This window comes from Peribacillus sp. QJM3NY_7 (genome assembly GCF_056173225.1).
Window position 1 is genome coordinate 1,736,040 of the sequence record NZ_CM149663.1, and the last position, 25,864, is coordinate 1,761,903.

A 25,864-nucleotide genomic window follows, 5' to 3' on the forward strand; every position below is an offset into this window, starting at 1 on the left:
TTCGTCAAGACGATCATCATTAGTTTTTTTAAGGAGGGGAATGGATGTCTGAGGAAATGAAAGTAATCGTATTTCAAATAAAGGATAAGGAATATGCAATTCCAGTGGATAAGGTGAGCGGCATTGAAAAGCTACTGCATATTACTAGGGTTCCAAAGGCTTTAAAATTCGTTAAGGGAGTCATAAATTTAAGGGGGGTAATCACTCCAATTATTGATTTACGGGTTCGTTTTGATTTTGAAGAGGTGGAATATGATGAATCAACAAGGATTATCATCGTCATTCTGAATGATATGGAGGTGGGGTTAATAGTGGACTCTGCCAATGATGTTTTGGATATTCCAGTGGAGAGTATCGAACCTCAGCCTGAAGTTGTAGGACATTTGGCTTCAGAATACATTAGCGGAGTGGCTAAAATTGAAAAGCGACTGCTCGTCCTAATCAATTTGGAGAAGGCTTTAAGTCTTGAAATGACTGAAAATATGTTAAGAGAAGGATAATCATATGTCGTTCATTGAGAAAATCAACACTCTTCAGCTCGATATTTTGAAGGAAATCGGTAATATAGGTGCAGGAAACGCTGCAACTGCACTTTCTGCCATCCTTAATAGGAAAATTGATATGAATGTTCCTAATGTCCGAATCGTTTCCTTTGATGAAATGATGGAAATGGCTGGCGGGGCCGATCACGTCGTGGCCAGCGTTTTTCTTAGAATAGAAGGTGATGCTTCAGGGAGTATGTTTTTTATCCTTTCACTTCCTGTAGCCCAATACTTGATTCGTAGGATGACTGGTGATGAAACCTTTTTGATGGAATCCGCACCCTATACTGAACTGGAACTTTCTTGCCTTCAGGAATTAGGGAATATTTTATCGGGATCCTATCTCTCTTCCCTTTCTGATTTTACCCGATTGAATATCTATCCATCCGTTCCATCCTTGAGCATCGATATGGTAGGGGCAACGATCAGTTATGGGTTATTGGAATTATCTCAAGTAAGTGACGCAGCCATCGTCATCGATACTGTACTTGAAAAGGAAAAGCTTTTTGCTGACTCGGTTAGTGGACATTTCTTTTTATTACCTGATCCCGAATTTTTTGATATCATTTTTTCCGCCTTAGGAGTTTCACCTAATGACTGAATCCGTAAAGGTCCAGGTTGTTAAGGTTGGAATAGCGGATATGAATATAATAAAACCTCCCTATACGATTCGTACTTCAGGTTTGGGATCGTGTGTCGGTGTTGTGATTTATGATGATAAAAAAGAAATCGCAGGTTTGGCCCATATTATGCTTCCAGACTCTTCACTCGCAAAATCGGGACAGATCAATGTTGCCAAATTTGCAGATACGGCGATAAAGGAATTAGTGCAGGTATTAGTCAAAGAAGGCGCAAGAATGCCATACATCAAAGCGAAGCTGGCTGGAGGAGCACAAATGTTTCAATTTGCCTCCGGAGGGGATTTAATGAGAATCGGACCCCGGAATGTGGAAGCTGTCCGGAAAGAGTTATCTGACTTGCGGATTAGAATCGTTGCCGAAGATGTTGGCGGGAATAGCGGAAGAACGATTGAATTCAATTTAAATGATTGTCTGCTAAATATACGGACCGTTACAAAAGGGACTAAAAACATATAGGATCGGATTTGGCTTTTGAAAAGCCAAAAATATGACAGGTACATTTGCAACCGAATCATTATTGCATGTATGGCTTTAAGGGCCGTATTGATCACAAATCGTATAACAATGTTAGGAGGATGTCCAATGTCTCATCTGACCTTCGAAGAAGAGCAGTCATGTTGGAAAAATTGGGTGGATTGCAGAGATCCGCTAGCCGGGGACATTTTGGTAAAGAAATACATACCTCTCGTATCGTACCATGTTCAACGTATTTCAGTAAGTCTTCCTAAAAATGTGAGCCGGGATGATATAAGGAGTTTAGGGATGATGGGGTTATTCGATGCCCTGGAACGTTTTGATACGAAGCGTGACCTCAAGTTTGACACATATGCATCATTTAGAATTCGTGGTGCCATTTTAGATGGATTAAGAAAAGAGGATTGGCTTCCACGGAGTGCAAGAGATAAAGCCAAGAAAATTGAATCTGCAATAGAGAAGCTGGAGCAGCAATACATGAGGAACCTTTCGCCAACTGAGATTGCCGCTGAATTGAATATTCCGGAAGATGAAGTGTATGCTGCATTAAATGAGAATTTCTTTGCCAATGTACTATCTATGGATGAAAATCCCCAAGAGGACGATAAAGAAAGCGCGAATTTTCATATTAAAGATGAAAAGGCGGATTTACCTGAGGAACATGTGTTAAGGGACGAACTGTATGAGGAATTAGCCAAAGTCATTGAAACCCTAAATGAAAAAGAACAGTTGGTTTTACAGCTTTTTTATAAAGAAGAACTGACGTTAACCGAAATCGGACAAGTGATGGGTCTATCTACGTCACGGATATCCCAAATTCACTCGAAAGCGATTTATAAATTAAGAAACACGATGCAAGATCAAAAGATTTAATGAAGATACTTTCATTGAATAGAGCGGTGGAGTCTGGAAGGCATAAGGGATTCCTATTGAACGAAGAAAGCCCTGTAAATCAAAAATTTTTACGGATACCTTCATCAATAAATGTTTCGAAATCACAGAATGTTCGAACTGGACTTTGTCAAGAAGAGAATAGGGAAAGTACTCAAGAAAAAACAACAGTGAAAAAAGATCCCCATCCGTTTAAAGGTAACAGGATTGACTATTCCGGTTAATTAGGAGGCAGTATGTCAGCATTTTTTATATTTCTGTTGTTTGTATTGAACATATTCACCATTTTTGCCATCCTCGTTTTATATCTTCGCCAAAATCGTTTAAGCATGTTGGAAAAAGACCAAAAAGCCGTCATTGGAGAAATGGAACAACTTTTGTCTGGTTATTTAATGGAGATGAAAGAGGATAACGAGACACTGGTAAAGGCAATCAACAATTCGGTGGCAATGAATCCTGAGCATGGACAAATAGGACAAGAACATAGTTCAATCAAAGAAACAAAGAAAGAAAAACAAGAACAAAACATTCTGCTAGAGTATAAAGCGGGAAGTCGTGCCGCCGCTAAAAAGCAGGCAATTAACGCTTATAAAATAATGCCTGAAAAAAATGAGGCCAATGCTTTACCCGTAAAAGCCGAGGACAAATTGGAACTTGCATCGGCTGCCACTTCCCCTCAAAATCAAGGAAAGCCGGCTGCCAAGGAACTTTCGGACATGCTGCAGGCTTCGTTAAATGAACGGTCATTAAATGAAAAAGTGGATATGTTAGCGGATCAAGGACATTCAATAGAGGAAATCGCCAAAAAGTTAGGTTGCGGTCGAACGGAGATAGAGCTATTACTAAAGTTTCGCATGAATAGATAAACTTATCTCTTGATTGTGCAGAGTCATTATGATATATTATGAAATGGTGTTAATACACACGCCTCGTGATTCTTGCAGATGGTGCTGTTACGACAGTTTCTGTATGAAAATGATCGGTGCGGAGGAAAAACAAAACCATTTAGGAGGAACTAAAATGTCAGTCATTTCTATGAAACAATTGCTTGAAGCTGGTGTGCATTTCGGACACCAAACACGTCGCTGGAACCCAAAAATGAAGAAATATATCTTCACTGAGCGTAACGGCATCTACATCATCGACCTTCAAAAAACAGTTAAAAAGGTTGAAGAAGCTTATAACTTCGTGAAAGAACTAGCTGCTAACGGTGGTACTGTTCTTTTCGTCGGAACTAAAAAACAAGCTCAAGAATCTGTTAAAGAAGAAGCTATCCGTTCTGGTATGTACTATGTAAACCAACGTTGGTTAGGCGGAACTTTAACAAACTTTGAAACAATCCAAAAACGTATCACTCGTCTTAAAGATATCGAAAAAATGGAAGAAAACGGAACTTTCGAAGTCCTTCCTAAAAAAGAAGTTATCCAACTTAAAAAAGAATGGGATCGCTTAGAAAAATTCTTAGGCGGTATTAAAGATATGAAGACTCTTCCAGATGCGATCTTCGTTATCGACCCTCGCAAAGAGCGTATTGCTGTTGCGGAAGCACACAAATTACACATTCCACTTGTTGGTATCGTTGATACAAACTGTGATCCGGATGAAATCGATGTAGTTATTCCTGCGAATGACGATGCAATCCGTGCTGTTAAATTATTAACAGGTAAAATGGCAGATGCTATCTTAGAAGCTAAACAAGGCGAAGAAACAGCAACTGAAACAACTACTGCTTAATAAGTAAAAAAGGTTGCTTATTCAGTAAGAAAAAAGGTGATAAGAGGATAATGCCTTTTATCCCTTTTTTTTGCACTAAATAAACATACATAAAATCACTGTACGGAATGTCTTTTTTTAAAGGTATGGGCGATTTTTAAGGGATGAAAATCATCAGCTGGTTTAGTTACGTCATATTGACTGAAAAAGTGGATGTTTTTCGGAAATATTGTCAAAGCTCGTTATTTTCTTTGATGATAACAAGTATTTTTTGGCAATAATGGGTAAAGATTGAATAAACTGCATTTAATTTGAGGAGGATATATATTATGGCAATCACTGCACAATTAGTTAAAGAATTGCGTGAAAAAACTGGTGCCGGTATGATGGACTGTAAAAAGGCACTTGTACAAACAGAAGGCGATATGGAAAAGGCAATCGATTTCCTACGTGAAAAAGGAATTGCAAAAGCTGCTAATAAAGGCGACCGTATCGCTGCTGAAGGTTTAACTTCAATCGTTGTTGAAGGAAACCAAGCGGTTATTCTTGAAGTGAACTCTGAAACTGATTTCGTTGCTAAAAACGAAGGCTTCCAAATTCTTGTTAAGGAATTGGCTGGGTTCCTTCTTGCGAACAAACCTGAAAGCGTTGAAGCTGCTCTTGAGCAAACAATGGAAAATGGAGCAAAAGTTGCAGATCATATCAATGCTGCTGTTGCTAAAATTGGGGAAAAATTAACTCTTCGCCGTTTCCAAGTCGTTTCTAAAACAGATAACGACGCATTTGGTGCATACCTTCACATGGGCGGACGCATCAGCGTACTGTCAGTTCTTGAAGGTACAACTGACGAAGAGGCAGCTAAAAGCGTGTCAATGCATATTGCTGCAATTAACCCTAAATATATCTCTCGCGACCAAGTGGATGCTAGCGAATTAGAACGCGAACGCGAAGTTCTTACGCAGCAAGCTCTTAATGAAGGAAAACCTGAAAAAATCGTTGCGAAAATGGTTGAAGGACGTATCAATAAATTCTACGAAGAAATCTGTGTTAACGAACAAGCTTTCGTTAAGAACCCTGATCAAAAAGTGGGACAATTCGTTGAATCAAAAGGCGGAAAAATCCAATCATTCGTTCGTTATGAAGTAGGGGAAGGTCTTGAAAAACGTCAAGAAAACTTTGCTGAAGAAGTAATGAACCAAGTTAAAAAAGACTAATTGTCAGATAATTAATAATGGGGAACACTCTTGTGTTCCCTATTTTTTGAAATGTCATGATTTTTTGGCAGTATTGCAAGAAAGCATGATGAACGAATGAAAAGATTACATAGTTGGAGGTTCTCATGAGTAACGCTAAATATAAACGTGTCGTTCTAAAACTAAGTGGTGAAGCATTAGCCGGTGAAGAAGGATTTGGAATTAACCCTGCAGTAATTAAATCCATTGCTGAACAAGTCAAGGAAGTGGCTGAGCTTGATGTGGAAGTAGCTGTTGTTGTCGGTGGCGGAAACATCTGGCGCGGGAAAATAGGCAGTGAAATGGGCATGGATCGTGCTAATGCCGATTATATGGGGATGTTGGCTACAGTCATGAACTCATTGGCATTACAAGACAGCCTTGATCAGCTTGGAATTGAAACACGCGTGCAAACTTCCATTGAGATGAGACAAGTAGCAGAACCATACATTAGACGCCGTGCAATCAGGCATCTAGAGAAAAAGAGAGTGGTGATATTTGCAGCTGGTACAGGTAATCCATACTTCTCAACGGATACCACTGCCGCCCTGCGTGCTGCAGAAATTGAAGCTGATGTCATCTTGATGGCGAAGAATAATGTGGATGGCGTATACAATGCAGATCCGGTTAAAGACAAAAATGCAGTGAAGTATGATAAACTTTCCTATCTTGATGTGATTAAAGAAGGGTTAGAAGTAATGGATTCAACTGCGTCCTCACTATGCATGGACAATGATATTCCATTGATCGTCTTCTCGATCATGGAAAAAGGCAATATTAAACGGGCCGTTTTAGGCGAAACGCTTGGAACTATTGTAAGGGGGAAATAAAAGATGCCGAAACAAGTTATTTCGAATGCGAAAACGAAAATGGAAAAAGCCATTGGAGCGTACACACGTGAATTAGCAAGCATCCGTGCCGGAAGGGCAAATGCCTCATTGCTTGATAAAATCTCGATTGATTATTATGGTTCGCCGACACCAGTTAATCAGGTGGCTGGTATTTCTGTCCCGGAAGCTAGACTATTAGTCATTCAACCATATGATAAAACGGTATTGGGTGAAATCGAAAAGGCGATTTTGAAATCAGACTTAGGCTTAAATCCTTCTAATGACGGATCGATCATCAGGATAGCCATCCCGGCGTTAACTGAAGAGCGCAGAAAAGAGCTTGTGAAAGTTGTGAAAAAAGAAGCGGAAGAGGCAAAAATAGCTGTCCGTAATGTGCGTCGCGATGCTAATGATGATTTGAAAAAGCTTGAAAAAAGTGGTGAAATCACTGAAGATGATTTGCGTGGCTATGCTGATGACATCCAAAAGATGACAGATGGCAATATCACGAAAATCGATGAAATTACAAAAGATAAAGAAAAAGAAATTTTGGAAGTATAATTTCCATTGAAGAATTGATTAAATAAAGAGGGCCGAATCCATACTGGGTCATGTCTTGGTGCTAACATATAGGTGTGCTTAAAGGAGAAAACTGTTATAATAAGGTTTCTCCGATAATGATTACTCCTTGAGTTAGTATGTTGCATGCAAACGTTGGAGGTGGCCTTTTTTTTGCATTTTTCATGTCAGTCAGAATCGGTTTCAGAAAAAAAGAAGGAATGATTTCTCCCTTTCAAGCTTCTAATGAAGAAATAATTTTCATAATAATAATATGAGAACCAGTTTTTTTTTGATATTATAATATAGATTCTTTTTAAGCGGCAGAAAGCTTGATATACATAGTGCACGAAAAACTTTGCCTTTGTAGAGAGATAAGTACAACCTGATGGGGGACTAACATATGTATTCACTTTGGAAGCGTTTCGTTAAAAAAGATGCTTCTTCCGATGTAACAAATAGGATTCAGCATATTAAACAGTTTGATGTTCCTCAGCATATCGCCATCATTATGGATGGGAACGGCCGTTGGGCCAAAAAGCGTGCATTGCCACGTGTGGCGGGTCATCATGAAGGAATGAAAACCGTTCGTAGAATTACGAAAGTTGCCAATAAATTAGGGGTCAAAACTTTGACGGTCTATGCGTTTTCCACTGAAAATTGGAAACGCCCGAAAAGTGAAGTCGACTTTTTGATGAAGCTGCCCCAGGAATTTCTTGGGACATTTTTGCCCGAGCTCATTTCCGAAAATGTTAGAGTTGAAACGATTGGGGACTTGTCACTCATTCCGTCACATACTCAAAGTGCCGTTAAACGGGCAATGGAAGACACTAAAGACAATGATGGGATGATTCTGAATTTTGCCCTGAACTATGGAAGCCGTGGGGAGATTGTATCTGCAGTGAATAGCATCATTCAAGATGCTAAGAATGGTATAATAAAGGAAAATGTAACGGAGGAAATGGTTTCCAGTTACCTGATGACCAAACATTTGTCGGATCCCGATTTACTGATCCGTACTAGCGGTGAAATCCGTTTAAGTAATTTCATGCTTTGGCAGTCTGCTTATACGGAGCTTTGGTTTACTGAAGTGCTGTGGCCGGATTTTAGTGAAGAGCATTTATTGCAGGCAGTTGAGGAGTATCAAAAGCGTTCACGAAGATTCGGTGGCGTTTAATGTAGAAGGCGAGGAAAATGGAATAATGAAACAACGAATTATTACGGCGGTCGTAGTTGCCGCTATCTTCATTCCACTAGTCATTTTAGGGGGCACTCCCTTTTTACTGACGGTTTATCTGTTAGGTTCAATTGGTTTGTACGAACTGATGAAAATGAAAAAGTTACGTGTACTTTCTTTTGAAGCATTTCTTTCACACATATTATTGTGGGTGCTTTTATTGCCTAATGAGCATACCGCTTTTTTGGCAGAATTTAATTATGATAAAGTTCAAGTATTCTTAATCGGGGTTTTGCTGCTGTTACTTTATACAGTCGTTTCAAAAAACCGTTTTACCTTTGATGACGCAGGCTTTCTAGTGATTTCAATCCTATACTTGGGGATAGGTTTCTACTTCCTATTTGAAACACGTGACTCTTTGGGGTTGGGGCTGATCTATATCCTGCTTACCCTATTTACGATCTGGGCAACTGATTCCGGAGCCTACTTCATTGGTAAATCGCTTGGTAAAAGAAAGCTATGGCCAGAAATAAGTCCAAACAAGACGGTGGAAGGATTTATCGGCGGGTTAATATCCGCGATGGTGGTGGGTGTTTTATTTTACTCCTTCTCCAGCCTTGATTACACGTTATTACAATTATTATTGATTTCATTAATCATTGGGGTATTCGGCCAATTGGGTGATCTCGTCCAATCCGCGTATAAACGTCATTATGGCGTTAAGGATTCAGGGAATCTTCTCCCGGGACATGGTGGAATTTTGGACAGGCTAGATAGTGTGATCTTCATTTTACCGATTTTGCATTTATTGCATGTTTTATAATATAAATATAGGCAAGCGTTATATGAATTAGGAGATGAACAATTTGAAAAATATCAGCCTTTTGGGCGCGACAGGATCGATTGGTCAACAAACGGCGGATGTAGTCAGGTCCCATCCAGATCAATTCAAGATCGTGGCGCTTTCTGCTGGAAAGAATATAGAATTGGTCAGGACTTATATACAAGAGTTTGAACCGAAACTGGTTTCAGTCCAGACGGAAGAAGATTATCATGTTTTGAAAAGTGAATTCTCCAACCGCAAAGATATCGAGTTCATGTATGGGGATGAGGGATTGACTGCTGTTGCTGTTTATGGTCAGGCGACGATATTGGTCAATGCCGTCATCGGAAGCGTGGGTCTTTATCCGACACTTCAAGCAATAAAGGCAAAAAAGGATATTGCTATCGCCAACAAGGAGACGTTGGTGACGGCGGGTCATTTGGTCATGAGTGAAGCAAAAAAAGCTGGGGTCAGATTGCTGCCGGTTGACAGTGAGCATTCAGCTATTTTTCAGGCACTGCAAGGTGAAAAGGAAAAAAATATAGAACGTCTTGTCATTACTGCTTCAGGAGGCAGTTTTCGAGATCGGACCAGGGAAGAATTGAAGGATGTAACGGTGGAAGAGGCACTGAACCATCCGAACTGGTCAATGGGAGCTAAAATCACGATCGATTCAGCATCAATGATGAATAAAGGATTGGAAGTGATCGAGGCCCATTGGCTATTCGATCTTCCCTACGATAAAATTGATGTATTGCTACATAAGGAGAGCATCATCCATTCCATGGTTGAGTTTCATGACTCCAGCGTGATAGCACAACTGGGGACACCGGATATGCGGGTGCCGATACAATATGCACTTACTTATCCAGACCGTATTCCGCTGGCAGGCCGCAAACGATTGAACCTTGCTGAAGCAGGCAAACTGCATTTTAGGGATATGGATTTCACCAGATATCCTTGTTTGCAATTCGCTTATAAAGCAGGTAAAATGGGCGGAACGATGACTACTGTGTTGAATGCCGCCAATGAAGCCGCAGTCTCTGCATTCTTATCTGGAAAGGTAACCTTCCTTGAAATTGAGACGTTAATTGAAAAAGCGCTGAATCAGCATTCCGTCATAGCCCTTCCAGATTTAGAAACGATTCAGGAAGTGGATAATATGACAAGGCAGTATATAGAATCTTTAGTGAAAGATAGGTGACCGGAACATGCAGACTTTAGAAACGATTATAGCGTTCATCATAATTTTTGGAGCTCTAGTTTTTTTCCATGAGCTTGGGCACTTAGTGTTTGCAAAGCGAGCAGGAATCTTATGCCGTGAGTTCGCAATCGGTTTCGGGCCAAAAGTATTCACATATAAAAAGAAGGAAACCGTTTATACCATCCGATTGCTTCCTCTTGGCGGTTACGTGCGTATGGCCGGTGAAGACGCAGAAAATATAGAATTGAAACCCGGCTATCGGGTGGGGTTAATGTTCGATAATGATGAGAATGTTACAAAGATCATTTTGAACAATAAAGATAAATATCCTGATATTCGACTTGTGGAAGTTGAAGTGATCGACCTTGATCATAAACTGATCCTTACTGGTTATGAAGAGGGAGAGGAAGATACACTAAAAACGTTTGCCATCCATAAAGAGGCTGTGATCGTTGAAAATGGTGTAGAGAACCAGATTGCTCCTTTTGACCGGCAATTTGCCTCAAAGTCGCTTGGGCATCGTTTTCTGACGATTGTAGCTGGTCCGGCAATGAATTTCGTTTTGGCTTTTGTCATTTTTGTGCTGATCGGCCTGTTTCAAGGTGTTGTGGTGGATGAAGCGAAACTAGGTGAGTTGACTCCGGATGGTTCGGCTGTAAATGCCGGTTTAAAATCGGGAGATGTCATTCAATCCATAGAAGGTACGGAAGTCTCCACTTGGGGAGATGTTCAGGAAAGCATTCAAAAGAACCCTGGGCAAGAGATCGAGTTTGTCGTTGACAGGGACGGGAAAACACTAGAAGTACCGGTTGTTCCACAAGAAGTGGAAAGGGAAGGGAAGAAAATCGGGATTATCGGTGTTTACCCTCCGGTTGAAAAAGCACCGATTAAAGCTATACAATATGGTTTTACAGAAACGTATTTTTGGACAAAACAAATCTTTATCATCCTTGGTGATCTTGTGACGGGAGGATTTACGATCGACAGTTTATCTGGTCCTGTAGGCATATATAAATCAACTGAGGAAGTGGCGAAACAAGGTTTATTCACGTTAATGAAATGGGCAGGACTGCTAAGCATTAACCTGGGAATCATGAACCTGCTTCCGCTGCCGGCATTGGATGGAGGAAGACTGTTGTTCTTTGTGGTCGAATTCTTAAGAGGGAAACCAATTGACCGTCAAAAAGAAGGGATGGTCCACTTCATCGGCTTTGCTTTGCTGATGTTATTGATGATTGTCGTTACCTGGAATGACATCCAGCGATTCTTCCTGTAAGACATGTTTGGATAATGCAAAAACTGGCCAGCAGAATTATCTGTTGGCCGTTTTCTTATCTGAAGGGATTTCCTAGTTTTTTAATCGTTTTGGGGAAATTGTTTGTTTTCTAGGGAAATCGTAAGTATAATCGAGAATGAGTATATTAAATTAGCTTTTCTGAATGACCGGAAAGTCTTTTTTGTATGAAATGACCGTATTAAAATGTTGCGGTATCAAATTTACCGAAGCTGCAAGTAATTTAAAGGAAATATTGAAGAGGTGCAAATATGAAACAAAGTATGACGTTGATCCCTACATTGAGGGAAGTGCCTGCAGATGCTGAAATCAAAAGTCATCAGCTGCTATTGCGTGCAGGATTTATGAGACAAAATTCCAGCGGGGTTTATAGTTTTATGCCGCTTGGAAAAAAGGTGCTTCAAAAGGTTGAGGCGATCGTTAGGGAAGAACTGGAAAATGCAGGTGCAGTGGAACTGTTGATGCCGGCTTTACAACAAGCTGAATTCTGGCAGGAATCTGGACGCTGGTATACTTATGGTCCAGAGTTGATGCGGCTTAAGGATCGCAACAACCGTGAATTTGCGCTTGGTGCCACGCATGAAGAAGTGATAACCAGTTTAGTTCGCGATGAGGTGAAATCCTATAAGCGTCTTCCATTGACGGTTTACCAAATCCAAACCAAATTCCGTGATGAAAAAAGACCGCGTTTCGGATTGTTGCGTGGACGTGAGTTCATCATGAAGGATGCTTATTCTTTCCATGCTAATCAAGAAAGCCTGGATGCTGTATATAAAAATTTATTTGCGGCTTATTCGAATATATTTAGCCGTTGTGGGTTGAACTTCCGTGCGGTCATTGCCGATTCTGGGGCAATGGGTGGTAAGGATACACATGAATTCATGGTCCTGTCTGAAATAGGGGAGGATACCATCGCTTATTCGGATACTTCCGATTATGCAGCCAATATTGAAATGGCACCTGTGAATGTAAAATATGAACAAAGCAGCGAAGAACAAATTGCACTTGAAAAAATTCATACACCGGGTCAAAAATCGATAGAAGAAGTTGCTGCATTCCTGAATACCGATGCAGCGAAACTAATAAAATCATTATTGTTTAAAGTGGATGAAAAGTATGTGCTAGTTTTGGTACGAGGAGATCATGAAGTCAATGATATCAAGCTGAAGAACTTCTATAACGCTTCAATCGTTGATTTGGTCGATCCAAATGAGACGAAGGAAGTCTTGGGATGTGCAATTGGATCTCTTGGACCAATAAATGTCACTTCTGATGTGGAAGTGATTGCGGATCTTGCCGTCGAAGCCATGGTTAATGGAGTTTGTGGTGCAAATGAGGAAGACCACCATTATGTGAACGTCAATCCCGCTCGTGATTTTAACGTGGCTAATTATATAGATCTTCGTTTCATCCAAGAGGGTGACCCATCGCCCGACGGAAACGGAAAAATTAAATTTGCCAAAGGAATTGAGGTGGGCCACGTATTCAAGCTGGGAACAAAATATTCCGAAGCTATGAATGCGACATTCCTGGATGAGAATGGACGGTCGCAGCCAATGATCATGGGATGTTATGGTATTGGGGTTTCCCGTACACTTGCAGCTGTCGCTGAACAATTCAACGATGAAAAAGGATTGGTCTGGCCAAAGAATTTGGCGCCATACCAAGTCCATTTGATTCCAATCAATATGAAGGATGAGGCTCAGTCTGCCCTGGCAGAAGATTTATATAAAGATTTAAAGGCACAAGGCATGGAAGTTCTAATGGATGATCGTCAAGAACGTGCCGGCGTAAAATTCGCAGACTCCGACTTGATCGGTCTTCCTGTCAGGGTGACTGTTGGTAAAAAGGCATCCGACGGAATTGTCGAAGTGAAAATTCGCAAAACGGGTGAGGTTCTTGAACTTGAAAGAGCTGAACTAACTCAAAAGCTTCACGAAATACTGGGATAATTTAAAAATGGGGGAACTAGGCATCATTCAATTGGATGATGCCTTTCCTTTTCATGGATTTGGATACTAGTGAAACATTCATGATATGTTATAATAGCCTCTGATATCAAAACGAAAATGCTAGTGAATAATATCTAAAGAGATAGTAGATAGGGGAGAGAGGGAATGGATCAAAATCCAAATAGCGGTAGAGAGAGATTTCAACTCTTGCTCCAGCAAATGGACTTGACCGAGGATGCCTTTGTGAATTATTTCATAGGTGCCGAAATTGATAAACTCTCAATCGAGAGGGAGTCCAAAACATGGCATTTTGCCTTTAATATACCTGCATTGATTCCTTGCAGTGTTCATACAAGACTTGCTACACATCTGGCAAGTACGTTTTCCCATATTGCAAAGGTCACATTCAACTTGAATGTGGCCAATCCGCAAGTGACCGAACAATTGGTAAAAGAGTATTGGAAAAACTGCATTGGGGAGCTTGAAGGCATGTCTCCAGCACTGTTATCGCTCCTGAATGAACAAGTGCCAACGGTAAATGGATATAAGCTTATCGTAAGCGCCCGAAATGATACGGAAGCTGGTCAGCTGAAACGAAAATACTCCGGCATCATTTCGAATATCTACCAAACATTCGGTTTTCCTCCGTTGACACTTGAAGCGGAAGTGAAGGAAACGGTGTCGAATCCTGATTACCAAAAGTTTTTGGAAGAGAAACAAAAGGAAGACGCGGAAAAGGGACTTGCTGCGCTAGTGGAAATGCAGAAGAAAGAATCGGAAAAAGGCGGCGACGATGGCGTCTACGAAGGACCGGTTAAAATTGGCTACACGATTAAAGAAGATGCGGATTTCCGCAGAATCGAACAAATTATCGATGAAGAGCGCAGGATTGCTATCGAAGGCTTCGTATTTGATGCAGAAGTGCGTGAGTTGCGAAGCGGACGAAGCCTGTTGACATTTAAAGTCACGGATTATACGAGCTCGATATTGGTCAAAATGTTTTCGCGTGATAAAGAAGATGCTGCCATACTTGCCCGAGTGAAAAAAGGGATGTGGGTACGTGCCCAAGGCAGCATTCAAAATGATACATTCGTACGTGACCTTGTAATGATCGCAAATGATATAAATGAAATTTCTAAACAAGGACGGCAGGATAAGGCCCCGGAAGGAGAAAAGCGTGTAGAACTGCATATGCATACCCCAATGAGCTCGATGGATGCAGTGACACCTACTTCAGCGCTTGTTGCCCAAGCTGCAAAGTGGGGGCATAAGGCTGTTGCCATTACAGATCATGCGGGAGCACAATCATTCCCTGAAGCTTATAGTGCCGGGAAAAAGAATGGTATCAAAATCCTTTATGGCGTCGAAGTGAATCTGGTAAATGATGGTGTACCCATCGTTTATAATGAGACGCATATCCCTTTGGCAGATGCAACCTATGTTGTGTTTGACGTAGAGACGACGGGTCTGTCAGCCGTTTATGATACGATCATTGAATTTGCTGCAGTCAAAATCCGTGACGGGGACATCATTGATCGATTCGAGTCATTTGCTAATCCGCATCACCCACTATCCAATACGACGATAGAATTGACTGGAATCACTGATGATCTTGTAGAAAATGCTCCAGAAGTCTCGGAAGTGCTGGAAAAGTTCAAGGAATGGGCGGGCGATGCAATCCTGGTTGCCCACAACGCAGCCTTCGATATGGGGTTTTTGAATATAGGTTATAAAAACTTGGGTTATCCTAAAGCTTCCAATCCTGTGCTTGATACATTGGAACTTGCCCGTTTCTTATATCCAGAGTTTAAAAATCACCGGTTAAATACACTATGTAAAAAGTTCGATATTGATTTGACCCAGCATCATAGGGCCATTTATGACGCCGAAGCTACAGGTTACCTTATGCTGAAGATGCTGAAGGATGCAATGGAAAAGGAGATTACCCATCATGATCAACTTAATGACAATATGGGTAAAGGAAATGCTTACCAGCGTTCCCGGCCGTCCCATTGTACGTTGATCGCGCAAACACAGGCGGGGTTAAAAAACCTTTTTAAATTAATTTCAATATCACACATCGATTATTTCTATCGGGTGCCCCGATTACCGCGCTCACAACTTAAAAAGTATCGTGAAGGAATCCTGGTCGGATCGGGATGTGATAAAGGGGAAGTTTTTGAAGGGATGATGCAGAAGGGTTTTGAGGAAGTCGTCGATATCGCCGAATTCTACGATTATCTTGAAATCCATCCGAAGGAAGTGTATCAGCATTTGATTGAGCTTGAATATGTAAGGGATGATAAATCATTAGAAACGATCATCTCCAATATCGTCAAGCTTGGTGAAAAGCTGGACAAGCCAGTCGTAGCCACGGGAAATGTGCATTATTTGGATCCGAATGATAAAATTTACCGTAAAATCCTTGTGAATTCACAAGGCGGCGCGAACCCGCTGAATCGTCATAAGCTTCCTGACGTACATTTTCGGACAACAGATGAAATGCTGCGGGAATTCTCCTTCCTCGGTTCCGAGAAAGCCAAAGAGGTCGTGGTAACCAACACGAATAAAATCGCTGATATGATTGAAGAAATCAAGCCAATCAAGGATGAGTTATACACACCTAAAATTGAAGGTGCAGATGAAGAGATGCGTGAAATGAGTTATGGCATGGCAAGGAAGATTTATGGGGAAAACCTGCCGGAAATCGTGGAAGCCCGTCTTGAGAAAGAATTGAAAAGCATCATCGGCCACGGTTTTGCCGTTATTTATTTAATTTCCCACAAGCTTGTTAAAAAATCATTGAATGATGGTTATCTAGTTGGCTCAAGGGGATCGGTTGGATCATCTTTCGTTGCCACCATGACTGAAATTACAGAGGTGAACCCTCTTCCGCCGCATTATGTATGTCCTGAGTGCAAGAAATCCGAATTCTTCAATGACGGTTCCGTAGGTTCCGGGTTTGACCTGCCCGATAAAGACTGTCCGGATTGTGGCATCGCTTATACAAAAGACGGGCATGATATCCCGTTTGAAACTTTCCTTGGATTTAAAGGGGATAAGGTTCCGGATATCGACTTGAACTTCTCCGGTGAATATCAGCCGAAGGCCCATAACTATACGAAGGTCTTATTCGGTGAAGAATATGTATATCGTGCCGGAACGATTGGTACGGTCGCTGAAAAAACGGCTTATGGATATGTAAAAGGGTATTCCTCTGATAATAATATCCATATGCGCGGAGCCGAGACCGATCGCCTTGTTGCCGGTTGTACTGGTGTGAAAAGGACGACTGGACAGCACCCGGGCGGAATCATCGTCGTTCCGGATTATATGGATATCTATGATTTCACACCAATTCAGTTCCCTGCGGATGACCGGAATTCAGAGTGGAAAACAACTCACTTTGATTTCCATTCCATTCACGATAATATTTTGAAACTTGACATACTTGGACACGATGATCCGACAGTAATCCGGATGCTTCAAGATTTAAGTGGCATCGACCCAAAGACCGTTCCTACCGATGATCCTGAAGTAATGAAAATATTCAGCAGTACTGAATCTTTAGGAGTTACCGAAGAACAGATCATGTGTAAAACGGGTACGCTTGGCATCCCGGAATTTGGTACGCGTTTTGTCCGGCAGATGCTTGAAGATACGAAACCTACGACTTTTTCCGAGCTTGTTCAGATTTCAGGCCTTTCCCACGGTACGGATGTATGGCTGAGCAATGCACAGGAACTGATCCACAACCGGATCTGCACACTAAGTGAGGTTATAGGCTGCCGGGATGATATTATGGTCTATCTGATCTATCAAGGTCTCGATCCTTCCCTGGCGTTTAAAATCATGGAATCTGTACGTAAAGGGAAAGGGCTCTCGGAGGAATTCGAAGAGGAAATGAGGAAAAATGAGGTGCCGGAATGGTATATCGATTCATGTAAGAAGATTAAATACATGTTCCCGAAAGCCCATGCTGCAGCTTACGTCTTAATGGCTGTCCGGATTGCCTATTTTAAAGTGCATCTGCCCTTATTATACTATGCGGCCTATTTCACAGTACGTGCCGATGATTTTGAAATCGACGCCATGACACGGGGATCGCAAGCGATCAAAGCGAAAATGGAAGAAATCATGGTAAAGGGATTGGATGCATCCACAAAGGAAAAGAATACATTGACGGTTCTTGAACTAGCTTTGGAAATGTGTGAACGAGGATATTCATTCGCTAAAGTGGACTTGTACAAATCCAGTGCAGATCAATTCCTAATTGAAGGAAATACTTTGATTCCGCCTTTCAATTCGATACCTGGTCTTGGAACGAATGCGGCGATCAATATCGTCAACGCGCGGGGAAATGGTGAATTCCTCTCCAAAGAAGACCTTCAACAGCGGGGTAAGGTTTCGAAGACCATCCTTGAATACCTTGATAAACAAGGCTGTCTGGAGTCATTGCCTGAACAAAATCAGTTATCTTTATTTTAAAAGAAGAAACGGATTTCAAAAAGGAAGAAACAGACATGATATTTGCATAAATATCTTGATTATGGTATATTTTTATTGGAAATACTAAGAGGAACCAATGGCAAGAGTGGGGAAACCCACTCTTTCGTGTTGTAATGACCATTTATTTTGAATCCGAAACCAAGCGCATACAACGCACGTATGGAGGAAACAAATGAGTAAAAAGGTAACGGAAGTCGTAGAGGAATTAGCATTACCAATTCTTGAAGAATTGCAGCTTGAATTAGTCGAAGTGGAGTATGTGAAGGAAGGTAAAAGCTGGTTCCTTCGAGTGTACATTGATAAAGAAACAGGCGTAGATATTGATGATTGCGGAAATGTGAGTGAAAAACTCAGTGAAAAGCTTGATGAGGTTGATCCGATTCCACAAAATTATTTTCTCGAAGTTTCATCACCCGGAGCTGAAAGGCCTCTGAAAAAAGAGAAGGATTTCCTTAATGCTATCGGTAAAAATGTTTACATAAAAACATACGAGCCCATTTTAGATGAAAAAGAATTCGAAGGAATCTTAACCAGTTTCGATGGTGAAGAAGTGACAATCGAAGTCAGAATCAAGACAAGAAAGAAAACGATCGTCATACCATTCGAAAAGGTAGCGAAAGCAAGATTGGCGATTACCTTCGCTTAAGTCAAGCAAATCATTAATTTAAATATCCGTAAGGGGGATCACCATGGGCAATGAGTTATTGGATGCTCTCTATATTTTAGAAAACGAAAAAGGAATTTCCAGGGAGGTTTTGATCGACGCGATTGAATCTGCCCTTATATCGGCATATCGCCGTAACTTTAACCAAGCACAAAATGTACGTATCGACTTGAATCTTGGTAAAGGAACAATGCGTGTATTTGCCAGAAAAGACGTTGTTGACGAAGTGTTCGATTCGCGTCTGGAAATTTCTGTTGAAGAAGCAAGAGCAATTGATCCCAACTATCAGTTAGATGATGTTGTCGAAATGGAAGTAACACCTAAGGATTTCGGCCGTATTGCTGCACAAACAGCAAAACAAGTCGTCACTCAAAGGGTGCGTGAAGCGGAACGGGGCATCATTTATGCCGAATTCATCGATCGTGAAGAGGATATCATGACTGGTATCGTTCAACGCCAGGATTCCCGATTCATTTATGTGAGCTTAGGTAAAATCGAGGCTTTGCTCCCGGTGAATGAGCAAATGCCGAATGAACAATATAAACCGCATGACCGCATTAAAGTTTTCATCACTAAAGTTGAAAAGACTTCCAAGGGTCCGCAAATTTTTGTATCCCGTTCACATCCTGGCCTTTTAAAACGTTTATTCGAAATCGAAGTGCCTGAAATTTTCGATGGAACAGTCGAGATCAAGTCAGTTGCCCGCGAAGCAGGCGACCGTTCAAAAATCTCCGTGCACTCCGATAACGAAGAAGTCGATCCTGTCGGTTCCTGTGTAGGCCAAAAAGGCCAGCGTGTTCAGGCCATCGTCAACGAATTGAAAGGTGAAAAGATCGATATCGTCAAATGGTCGGAGAATCCGGTCATATTCGTTGCGAATGCTTTAAGCCCTTCAAAAGTACTTGAGGTCATTGTTAAGGAAGAGGAAAAGGCGACGACTGTAATCGTACCGGATTATCAACTCTCCCTGGCAATTGGTAAGCGTGGACAAAATGCCCGTTTAGCTGCAAAGCTTACAGGCTGGAAAATAGATATCAAGAGTGAAACGGAAGCCCGCGAAGCTGGTATATATCCTGTGGAAGAACAGGAATTCCTTTTGAGCAGAGATAGTTATGTTACTGAAGAGGAAACAGATTTCGAAGAGGATAACGAGTAATTCGAGGTGAAAAAAGATGAATAACCGAAAAAAAATCCCGATGCGTAAATGTGTGGCGACAGGCGAAATGAAGCCGAAGAAAGAACTCATTCGCATCGTTCGATCTAAAGAAGGGGAAGTCAGCCTGGATCCGACCGGTAAGAAATCTGGAAGGGGAGCTTATTTGACTCTTGATCGGGATGTTATCGAGCTGGCCAAAAAGAAAAATGTGCTGGCTAATCACCTTAGTACCCAAATCGATTCTTCCCTTTATGAACAATTGCTCGAATTAGTGAATAAGGAGAAAAACTAACACCATGACCCAACAACAACAATGGATGTCTCTATTAGGTTTGGCCAATCGAGCACGCAAGCTAATTTCGGGTGAAGAATTAGTGGTTAAAGAGATTAGAAGCGGTAATGCCAAAGTTGTTATTTTATCCGCGGACGCTTCAAAAAACACTGAAAAAAAAATATCTGATAAGTGCGCATTTTATCAGGTTCCTTTAAAAAGAGTCGAAAGCAGGTCATTGCTCGGCCATGCGATAGGTAAAGATGCTAGAGTTGCCGTCGCAGTTCTGGATGAAGGTTTTGCACAAAAACTCCGAACGCTGCTCGATTAAATTTTACGGGGGTGAACGTATGACAAAATTGCGTGTATATGAATATGCAAAACAAAAGAACGTTTCAAGCAAGGATGTAATAAATAAACTTAAAGAAATGAATATAGAGGTAACAAACCATATGACAGCATTAGACGATTCAACTGTAAATAAATTAAACGATTCAATCAAACCTAAAAACGAAGATAAAAGCCAAGAGCCAAAAGCTAACGCTACGGTTGCGAAGTACGAAGCCGAAGCGGATGAAAAGAGCACTGTCAATAAAGAAAAACTGAAGAAGAAACCACCAGTTAAACCTGTAGGGACGAAAAAACCAACTGGCGGCCAGTTCAACAAAGGTCGCAATAACAAGAATAAAAATAATAAACAAAGACAACAAGCGCCTCAGGCACCTGTTACAAAACGTAAAGAAAGAGAACTTCCAGAGAAAATTACGTTTTATGAGTCTTTGACGGTTATGGAACTTGGAAAAAAACTTCACCGTGAACCTTCTGAAATCATTAAAAAGCTCTTTATGCTTGGTGTTATGGCAACAATCAACCAAACTTTGGATAAAGATGCAATTGAATTGATTTGTGCGGAATACGGTGTAGTGGCCGAAGAAGAGATTCGTGTCGATCTAACAGACCTTGAATCACTTGTCACTGAGGATGCTTCTGAAGATTTGATTGAACGTCCGGCTGTCGTAACGATCATGGGTCACGTTGACCATGGTAAAACGACATTGCTTGATTCTATACGCCATACAAAAGTCACTGAAGGCGAAGCGGGCGGAATCACTCAGCATATCGGTGCTTATCAAGTTAAAGTTAACGATAAGAAAATAACATTCCTTGATACACCAGGTCATGCTGCGTTTACAACAATGCGTGCCCGCGGTGCACAAGTTACCGATATCACCATTCTTGTCGTCGCTGCGGATGATGGCGTCATGCCTCAAACGATTGAAGCGATCAACCATGCTAAAGCGGCAGAAGTTCCAATTATTGTCGCTGTAAATAAGATGGATAAAGAAGCTGCCAATCCGGACCGTGTCATGCAAGAATTGACAGAACATGGTTTAGTTTCTGAAGCATGGGGCGGAGACACAATTTTCGTACCAATTTCAGCTAAGAACGGTGAGGGTATCGATAGCTTGCTTGAAATGATTCTTCTTGTCAGTGAAGTGGAGGAGTATAAAGCGAATCCATCTCGTAAAGCAAATGGAACGGTTATTGAAGCACGTTTGGATAAAGGGCGCGGATCGGTTGCCACATTGCTTGTTCAAAACGGAACGTTGAAAATTGGGGATCCGATCGTTATCGGTAATACATTCGGACGTGTTCGTGCGATGGTCAACGATCTTGGACGCCGTGTTAAGGATGCAGGTCCTTCAACACCGGTTGAAATCACTGGATTGAACGAAGTGCCGCAAGCCGGCGATCGTTTCATCGTCTTTGAAGATGAGAAAACGGCCCGTCAAGTTGGGGAAGTGCGTGCACAGAGACAACTTGCTTCACAACGCAATGAGAAATCCCGTGTAACCCTAGATACTTTGTTCGAACAAATGAAAGAAGGGGAAATAAAAGAATTGAACATCATTCTAAAAGCTGATGTTCAAGGTTCTGCGGAAGCAGTAGCCGCTTCCCTGAATAAAATAGAAGTGGAAGGCGCTAAAGTGAAAATCATTCACACAGGCGTTGGTGCCATTACAGAGTCTGACATCATCCTTGCTACAGCTTCGAATGCGATCGTCATCGGATTTAACGTCCGTCCTGACGTGAATGCGAAGCGTGCAGCTGAATCAGAAAATGTTGATGTCCGCCTACACCGCATCATCTATAAAGCGATCGAAGAGATCGAGTCGGCTATGAAAGGGATGCTTGACCCTGAATTCGAAGAAAAAATTATCGGTCAGGCTGAGGTTCGTACGACTTTCAAAGTATCCAAGGTAGGTACGATTGCCGGTTCTTACGTAACAGAAGGAAAAATTACACGTGATAGCGGAATTCGCTTAATTCGTGAAGGTGTCGTCATTTACGAAGGTGAAATTGATGCATTGAAACGTTTTAAAGATGATGTTAAAGAAGTGGCAACGAACTATGAGTGCGGTATTACGATTAAAAATTACAACGACCTTAAAGAAGGCGATGTAATAGAAGCGTATGTAATGGAAGAGATCGAACGTAAATGATCGTTGGCTCCGTCCAATGTGAATGCATCATCCATGACACCCATTCTTTAAAAGAAAAAAGGGCCGTGCTTCAGCGTGTCATGACACGGCTTAAGCAGAAGTTCAATATTTCTGTAGCAGAGACCGATTTTCAGGATTTATGGCAGCGGACAAAGATTTCAATCGTAACCGTAACATCCTCAAGGAAGGCTACTGAACGGGAACTTCAAAATGCCCTTAAATTTCTAGATTCTTTTCCGGAACTAGAGCGAACAATAACAGATATAGACTGGCTTTAGGCTATCGAGGTGATATTATGAGCCTTCGTTCAAATCGTGTTGGCGAACAAATGAAAAAAGAGCTGAGTGAAATTATCGGCCGAAAAATTAAAGATCCAAGAATCGGATTTGTTACAGTGACGGATGTCGCGGTTACAGGCGATTTACAACAGGCAACAGTTTATATTTCCGTTTTGGGTGACCAGGAACAAAGGGAGAAAACCCTGCAAGGTCTAGCTAAGGCAAAAGGATTCATGCGTTCAGAAATTGGGCAGCGAATCCGCCTGCGCAAAACCCCTGAGCTGTTTTTTGAATTTGATGAATCGGTCGATTATGGTAATCGTATCGAGTCGTTGATTTCCCAAATCAATTCAGAGGATAAACCAGCTGAAAAAGACGAGGAATAAGCAAGCAGTAAAAGGAGGCCGACTCAATAAGTGCTTTGCACTTCTTGAAGTCGGTTTCTTTTTTTTGAAACCGAATATGAAAAAAGGAAAAACACCTTTCGGGACGGGTTCATAATCGTTTAAGGTGTTTTATAAAAGATGAGGTGAAAGCGTGAACGGTATTCTTCCATTATGGAAACCCAAGGGATTGACATCCCATGATTGTGTTTTTAAATTAAGAAAGATTTTAAAGACAAAAAAGGTTGGTCACACAGGTACTTTAGATCCTGATGTAACAGGGGTTTTACCTATTTGTATTGGCAGGGCAACAAAGATAGCCGAATATCTGACAGAAGCCGGTAAAGCTTATGAAGGGGAAGTCACCCTTGGTTTTTCAACGACAACTGAAGACGCAAGCGGTGAAAAAGTCGAAGAGAAAAAGATTGATCAAGTGATTCAGCGTAAACGGATTCTGGAAGTGCTTGAATCATTAACTGGAAAAATTAAACAGACGCCGCCGATGTTTTCAGCGGTAAAGGTAAACGGGAAGAAATTATATGAATATGCCCGTGCAGGGATAGATGTGGAGAGGCCGACAAGGGAGGTCACCATCTATGATATTACCCTTCTCGATGATCGTTCTGAATTTAAAGGGGAAACCATATCTTTTCGTTTTCGCGTAAATTGCAGCAAAGGAACGTATATTCGGACACTTGCAGTCATGATGGGTGAAGAACTGGGTTTTCCTGCTCATATGTCAGACTTGACGCGTATTGAATCAGCAGGTTTTAAGCAGGAGGACTGTGTCACATTTTCTGAAGTGGAAGAGTTCATGGAAAATGGTCAAACGGATGAATTTTTGTTGCCTTTGGAGCGGGGATTATTTCATTTGCCCAAATTTCAGATTAGTGATAAAGTAGCAAAGAAAGTACTTAACGGCGCGGTATTGGAACAAACAAAGGATGTTGTTGTTGAAAAAGGAATGCCATTTGTAATGGTCGATCCAACAAATAAGGCCATTGCCATTTATCAAATACATCCGGCAAAAGAGGGATTAATTAAACCTGTAAAAGTATTGGCACAAGAATTATAGACCGTTTTACCGCCGGAAAGAGGAGATTGAAAGGTGAAAGTGATCGCAATAGAGCATCCTCATCAATTTAATACGGATGATTTTCCCGAGCTTGTAATGGCGCTTGGATTTTTTGATGGCATACATAAAGGCCATCAAATTGTCATTCAAACCGCTATGCAAAAAGCCGATGAAATGAATCTTAAGTCAGCAGTCATGACATTTGACCCGCATCCTTCTGCAGTACTGGGTAGGAAAACGGAAAATATCCGCTATATCACTCCACTTGAAGATAAGGTCGATATCATAGAGTCGATGGGGATCGATTATTTATTCATTGTCCATTTCAGCAAGGAATTTGCTTCGGTACTGCCGGAACGGTTCGTTGACGAATACATTGCCGGGCTGAATGTCCGTCATGTAGTTGCAGGCTTTGATTATTCATACGGTCGCTATGGACAAGGGTCGATGGAAGATTTGCCTGTTTACGCACAGGGCAGATTTTCGCAGACAGTCGTTGCAAAACAGACACTTGAAGATGAAAAGGTTAGCTCGACGAGAATCAGGGAAACTCTCGGTAATGGCAGCTTTACCGACTTTTATCATTTGGCTGGTCGCCGCTATTTAACGAAAGGTCATGTCGTTCACGGTGAAAAGCGGGGCAGGAAATTGGGTTTCCCCACCGCTAATATAGAAGTGGGTGATGATTATATTTTTCCTGCTGCCGGCGTATATGCCGTCAGGATCAAAATAAGCGGTAAATGGTATAAAGGGGTTTGCAATGTCGGATACAAACCTACGTTCCACGAGGAAAAACCTAAATATCCGACTGTAGAGGTTCATGCCTTGGAGTTCTCGGGAGATATTTATGGCAACCAGGTTTCGGTTGAATGGCATACTAGACTTCGGAGTGAGCAGAAATTTTCCGGACTTGAAGCATTGGTCACTCAGATCGAAACGGATAAGCAAAATGCCATAGTCTATTTTGCAAAGCTTGAAGGATAAAAGACAAGACTTGCAATTTTAATGAAAAACATGTATTCTATTGTATGTATGAAAATAACCATTGCTTGGCTAGTCGAGACTCCGACGCTGGCTCGGTAATAGGTGATTTTACACAGAATTTTAGGAGGAATAATAACATGGCAATTACACAAGTACGCAAAAACGAACTTATCACAGAATTCAGAACTCACGATACTGACACTGGATCTCCAGAAGTTCAAATCGCAGTATTAACAGAAGAAATCAACAACTTGAACGATCACTTACGCACACACAAAAAAGACCACCATTCACGTCGCGGTCTTCTAAAAATGGTAGGTAAACGTCGTAATCTTTTAACTTACCTACGTAACAAAGACGTAACTCGTTACCGTACACTAATTAACAAATTAGGTCTACGTAGATAATTTTTTCAGGAAGGCGGGAAATTTCCCGCTTTTTTGGTGTTAATCAAATGATTTGGACGTGTTCTACTTAAGGCTGGGCCTTCGTCCTTGGGACTCGGCAGGAGCCGGGTCCTTTTCCATTTATAAATGATCAGGATATACATAATCAAATGAATGAAATTTTTATTCATTTTACTGTTAATGCTTGTTTTTTTCGTGCATAATAGGAATAGTTTGGTTTTAACTGGAGTTCAGTTACTTTCACATATAAATGATTTAATCCAATACAGGTTTAGGTAAACTAAGCCTCTAAGTGAAGATTC

At 41.3% G+C, this 25,864-nt stretch carries 25 protein-coding genes; all 25 read left to right on the forward strand.

Going from position 1 to position 25,864, the window contains the following annotated elements; genetic code table 11:
- Positions 1–44 precede the first annotated feature (44 nt).
- Positions 45–500 (forward strand): chemotaxis protein CheW, encoded by a 456-nt coding sequence (locus AC0VX1_RS08475; RefSeq protein ID WP_413008818.1) that lies wholly within the window; start codon positions 45–47, stop codon positions 498–500.
- A gap of 4 nt (positions 501–504) precedes the next feature.
- Positions 505–1,143, forward strand: coding sequence for a chemotaxis protein CheC (locus tag AC0VX1_RS08480; protein ID WP_283930314.1), 639 nt, complete (start codon positions 505–507; stop codon positions 1,141–1,143).
- The gene (locus AC0VX1_RS08485; RefSeq protein ID WP_413021441.1) at positions 1,136–1,639 is read left to right on the forward strand and encodes a chemotaxis protein CheD; all 504 of its coding nucleotides are present in this window, start codon (positions 1,136–1,138) and stop codon (positions 1,637–1,639) included. Before AC0VX1_RS08480 ends, AC0VX1_RS08485 begins: the two co-directional genes overlap by 8 nt.
- A 126-nt stretch (positions 1,640–1,765) precedes the next feature.
- Positions 1,766–2,530, forward strand: coding sequence for a FliA/WhiG family RNA polymerase sigma factor (locus tag AC0VX1_RS08490; protein ID WP_475470739.1), 765 nt, complete (start codon positions 1,766–1,768; stop codon positions 2,528–2,530).
- Positions 2,531–2,784: 254 nt separating this feature from the next.
- Complete coding sequence (locus AC0VX1_RS08495; protein WP_475470741.1) at positions 2,785–3,414, forward strand: hypothetical protein; 630 nt, start codon at positions 2,785–2,787, stop codon at positions 3,412–3,414.
- A gap of 154 nt (positions 3,415–3,568) precedes the next feature.
- Positions 3,569–4,282 (forward strand): 30S ribosomal protein S2, encoded by a 714-nt coding sequence (gene rpsB / locus AC0VX1_RS08500; RefSeq protein WP_053345349.1) that lies wholly within the window; start codon positions 3,569–3,571, stop codon positions 4,280–4,282.
- Between the two features lie 308 nt (positions 4,283–4,590).
- A complete protein-coding gene (gene tsf / locus AC0VX1_RS08505) occupies positions 4,591–5,475 on the forward strand; it encodes a translation elongation factor Ts (RefSeq protein ID WP_034313641.1) in 885 nt (294 codons plus the stop codon).
- A gap of 125 nt (positions 5,476–5,600) precedes the next feature.
- On the forward strand, positions 5,601–6,323 hold the full coding sequence (gene pyrH / locus AC0VX1_RS08510; RefSeq protein ID WP_034313639.1) for a UMP kinase: 723 nt from the start codon (positions 5,601–5,603) through the stop codon (positions 6,321–6,323).
- Between the two features lie 3 nt (positions 6,324–6,326).
- Positions 6,327–6,884: a ribosome recycling factor gene (gene frr, locus AC0VX1_RS08515; RefSeq protein WP_413008824.1), complete on the forward strand. Its 558-nt coding sequence runs from the start codon at positions 6,327–6,329 to the stop codon at positions 6,882–6,884.
- Between the two features lie 400 nt (positions 6,885–7,284).
- Positions 7,285–8,058 carry an isoprenyl transferase gene (locus AC0VX1_RS08520; RefSeq protein WP_034313634.1) on the forward strand — a complete coding sequence of 258 codons (774 nt, stop codon included), beginning with the start codon at positions 7,285–7,287 and terminating at the stop codon, positions 8,056–8,058.
- Between the two features lie 25 nt (positions 8,059–8,083).
- Complete coding sequence (locus AC0VX1_RS08525; protein ID WP_413008826.1) at positions 8,084–8,881, forward strand: phosphatidate cytidylyltransferase; 798 nt, start codon at positions 8,084–8,086, stop codon at positions 8,879–8,881.
- Between the two features lie 43 nt (positions 8,882–8,924).
- Complete coding sequence (gene dxr, locus AC0VX1_RS08530; protein WP_034313632.1) at positions 8,925–10,085, forward strand: 1-deoxy-D-xylulose-5-phosphate reductoisomerase; 1,161 nt, start codon at positions 8,925–8,927, stop codon at positions 10,083–10,085.
- A gap of 7 nt (positions 10,086–10,092) precedes the next feature.
- The gene (rseP, locus tag AC0VX1_RS08535; protein ID WP_034313629.1) at positions 10,093–11,361 is read left to right on the forward strand and encodes an RIP metalloprotease RseP; all 1,269 of its coding nucleotides are present in this window, start codon (positions 10,093–10,095) and stop codon (positions 11,359–11,361) included.
- Positions 11,362–11,630: 269 nt separating this feature from the next.
- Positions 11,631–13,331 (forward strand): proline--tRNA ligase, encoded by a 1,701-nt coding sequence (locus tag AC0VX1_RS08540; RefSeq protein WP_475470745.1) that lies wholly within the window; start codon positions 11,631–11,633, stop codon positions 13,329–13,331.
- Between the two features lie 165 nt (positions 13,332–13,496).
- Positions 13,497–17,819: a PolC-type DNA polymerase III gene (locus AC0VX1_RS08545; RefSeq protein ID WP_413021433.1), complete on the forward strand. Its 4,323-nt coding sequence runs from the start codon at positions 13,497–13,499 to the stop codon at positions 17,817–17,819.
- Positions 17,820–18,012: 193 nt separating this feature from the next.
- Complete coding sequence (gene rimP, locus AC0VX1_RS08550; protein ID WP_057278399.1) at positions 18,013–18,486, forward strand: ribosome maturation factor RimP; 474 nt, start codon at positions 18,013–18,015, stop codon at positions 18,484–18,486.
- Between the two features lie 43 nt (positions 18,487–18,529).
- Complete coding sequence (nusA, locus tag AC0VX1_RS08555; protein ID WP_057278398.1) at positions 18,530–19,660, forward strand: transcription termination factor NusA; 1,131 nt, start codon at positions 18,530–18,532, stop codon at positions 19,658–19,660.
- A 16-nt stretch (positions 19,661–19,676) separates the two neighbouring features.
- The gene (gene rnpM / locus AC0VX1_RS08560; protein ID WP_034313617.1) at positions 19,677–19,952 is read left to right on the forward strand and encodes an RNase P modulator RnpM; all 276 of its coding nucleotides are present in this window, start codon (positions 19,677–19,679) and stop codon (positions 19,950–19,952) included.
- A 4-nt stretch (positions 19,953–19,956) separates the two neighbouring features.
- A complete protein-coding gene (locus AC0VX1_RS08565; protein ID WP_034313614.1) occupies positions 19,957–20,262 on the forward strand; it encodes a YlxQ family RNA-binding protein in 306 nt (101 codons plus the stop codon).
- A 19-nt stretch (positions 20,263–20,281) separates the two neighbouring features.
- Positions 20,282–22,435: a translation initiation factor IF-2 gene (gene infB / locus AC0VX1_RS08570; protein WP_413000437.1), complete on the forward strand. Its 2,154-nt coding sequence runs from the start codon at positions 20,282–20,284 to the stop codon at positions 22,433–22,435.
- Positions 22,432–22,713 (forward strand): DUF503 domain-containing protein, encoded by a 282-nt coding sequence (locus AC0VX1_RS08575; RefSeq protein WP_034313609.1) that lies wholly within the window; start codon positions 22,432–22,434, stop codon positions 22,711–22,713. The genes infB and AC0VX1_RS08575 overlap by 4 nt, the downstream gene beginning before the upstream one ends.
- A gap of 17 nt (positions 22,714–22,730) precedes the next feature.
- Positions 22,731–23,099 (forward strand): 30S ribosome-binding factor RbfA, encoded by a 369-nt coding sequence (gene rbfA, locus AC0VX1_RS08580; protein ID WP_034313607.1) that lies wholly within the window; start codon positions 22,731–22,733, stop codon positions 23,097–23,099.
- A 151-nt stretch (positions 23,100–23,250) separates the two neighbouring features.
- Complete coding sequence (gene truB, locus AC0VX1_RS08585; RefSeq protein ID WP_475470750.1) at positions 23,251–24,171, forward strand: tRNA pseudouridine(55) synthase TruB; 921 nt, start codon at positions 23,251–23,253, stop codon at positions 24,169–24,171.
- A 33-nt stretch (positions 24,172–24,204) separates the two neighbouring features.
- Entirely contained in the window at positions 24,205–25,155 is a 951-nt protein-coding gene (ribF, locus tag AC0VX1_RS08590; RefSeq protein WP_475470751.1) for a bifunctional riboflavin kinase/FAD synthetase, read from the forward strand.
- Positions 25,156–25,292: 137 nt separating this feature from the next.
- Complete coding sequence (gene rpsO / locus AC0VX1_RS08595; RefSeq protein ID WP_098184642.1) at positions 25,293–25,562, forward strand: 30S ribosomal protein S15; 270 nt, start codon at positions 25,293–25,295, stop codon at positions 25,560–25,562.
- The last annotated feature ends 302 nt before the right edge of the window (positions 25,563–25,864 follow it).

Excerpts from the sequence above, each read along its gene's own strand:
- AC0VX1_RS08475 (WP_413008818.1), top strand. The coding sequence starts at position 45 with ATGTCTGAGGAAATGAAAGTAATCGTATTTCAAATAAAGGATAAGGAA.
- AC0VX1_RS08480 (WP_283930314.1), top strand. The coding sequence starts at position 505 with ATGTCGTTCATTGAGAAAATCAACACTCTTCAGCTCGATATTTTGAAG.
- AC0VX1_RS08485 (WP_413021441.1), top strand. The coding sequence starts at position 1,136 with ATGACTGAATCCGTAAAGGTCCAGGTTGTTAAGGTTGGAATAGCGGAT.
- AC0VX1_RS08490 (WP_475470739.1), top strand. The coding sequence starts at position 1,766 with ATGTCTCATCTGACCTTCGAAGAAGAGCAGTCATGTTGGAAAAATTGG.
- AC0VX1_RS08495 (WP_475470741.1), top strand. The coding sequence starts at position 2,785 with ATGTCAGCATTTTTTATATTTCTGTTGTTTGTATTGAACATATTCACC.
- rpsB (WP_053345349.1), top strand. The coding sequence starts at position 3,569 with ATGTCAGTCATTTCTATGAAACAATTGCTTGAAGCTGGTGTGCATTTC.
- tsf (WP_034313641.1), top strand. The coding sequence starts at position 4,591 with ATGGCAATCACTGCACAATTAGTTAAAGAATTGCGTGAAAAAACTGGT.
- pyrH (WP_034313639.1), top strand. The coding sequence starts at position 5,601 with ATGAGTAACGCTAAATATAAACGTGTCGTTCTAAAACTAAGTGGTGAA.
- frr (WP_413008824.1), top strand. The coding sequence starts at position 6,327 with ATGCCGAAACAAGTTATTTCGAATGCGAAAACGAAAATGGAAAAAGCC.
- AC0VX1_RS08520 (WP_034313634.1), top strand. The coding sequence starts at position 7,285 with ATGTATTCACTTTGGAAGCGTTTCGTTAAAAAAGATGCTTCTTCCGAT.
- AC0VX1_RS08525 (WP_413008826.1), top strand. The coding sequence starts at position 8,084 with ATGAAACAACGAATTATTACGGCGGTCGTAGTTGCCGCTATCTTCATT.
- rseP (WP_034313629.1), top strand. The coding sequence starts at position 10,093 with ATGCAGACTTTAGAAACGATTATAGCGTTCATCATAATTTTTGGAGCT.
- AC0VX1_RS08540 (WP_475470745.1), top strand. The coding sequence starts at position 11,631 with ATGAAACAAAGTATGACGTTGATCCCTACATTGAGGGAAGTGCCTGCA.
- AC0VX1_RS08545 (WP_413021433.1), top strand. The coding sequence starts at position 13,497 with ATGGATCAAAATCCAAATAGCGGTAGAGAGAGATTTCAACTCTTGCTC.
- rimP (WP_057278399.1), top strand. The coding sequence starts at position 18,013 with ATGAGTAAAAAGGTAACGGAAGTCGTAGAGGAATTAGCATTACCAATT.
- nusA (WP_057278398.1), top strand. The coding sequence starts at position 18,530 with ATGGGCAATGAGTTATTGGATGCTCTCTATATTTTAGAAAACGAAAAA.
- rnpM (WP_034313617.1), top strand. The coding sequence starts at position 19,677 with ATGAATAACCGAAAAAAAATCCCGATGCGTAAATGTGTGGCGACAGGC.
- AC0VX1_RS08565 (WP_034313614.1), top strand. The coding sequence starts at position 19,957 with ATGACCCAACAACAACAATGGATGTCTCTATTAGGTTTGGCCAATCGA.
- infB (WP_413000437.1), top strand. The coding sequence starts at position 20,282 with ATGACAAAATTGCGTGTATATGAATATGCAAAACAAAAGAACGTTTCA.
- AC0VX1_RS08575 (WP_034313609.1), top strand. The coding sequence starts at position 22,432 with ATGATCGTTGGCTCCGTCCAATGTGAATGCATCATCCATGACACCCAT.
- rbfA (WP_034313607.1), top strand. The coding sequence starts at position 22,731 with ATGAGCCTTCGTTCAAATCGTGTTGGCGAACAAATGAAAAAAGAGCTG.
- rpsO (WP_098184642.1), top strand. The coding sequence starts at position 25,293 with ATGGCAATTACACAAGTACGCAAAAACGAACTTATCACAGAATTCAGA.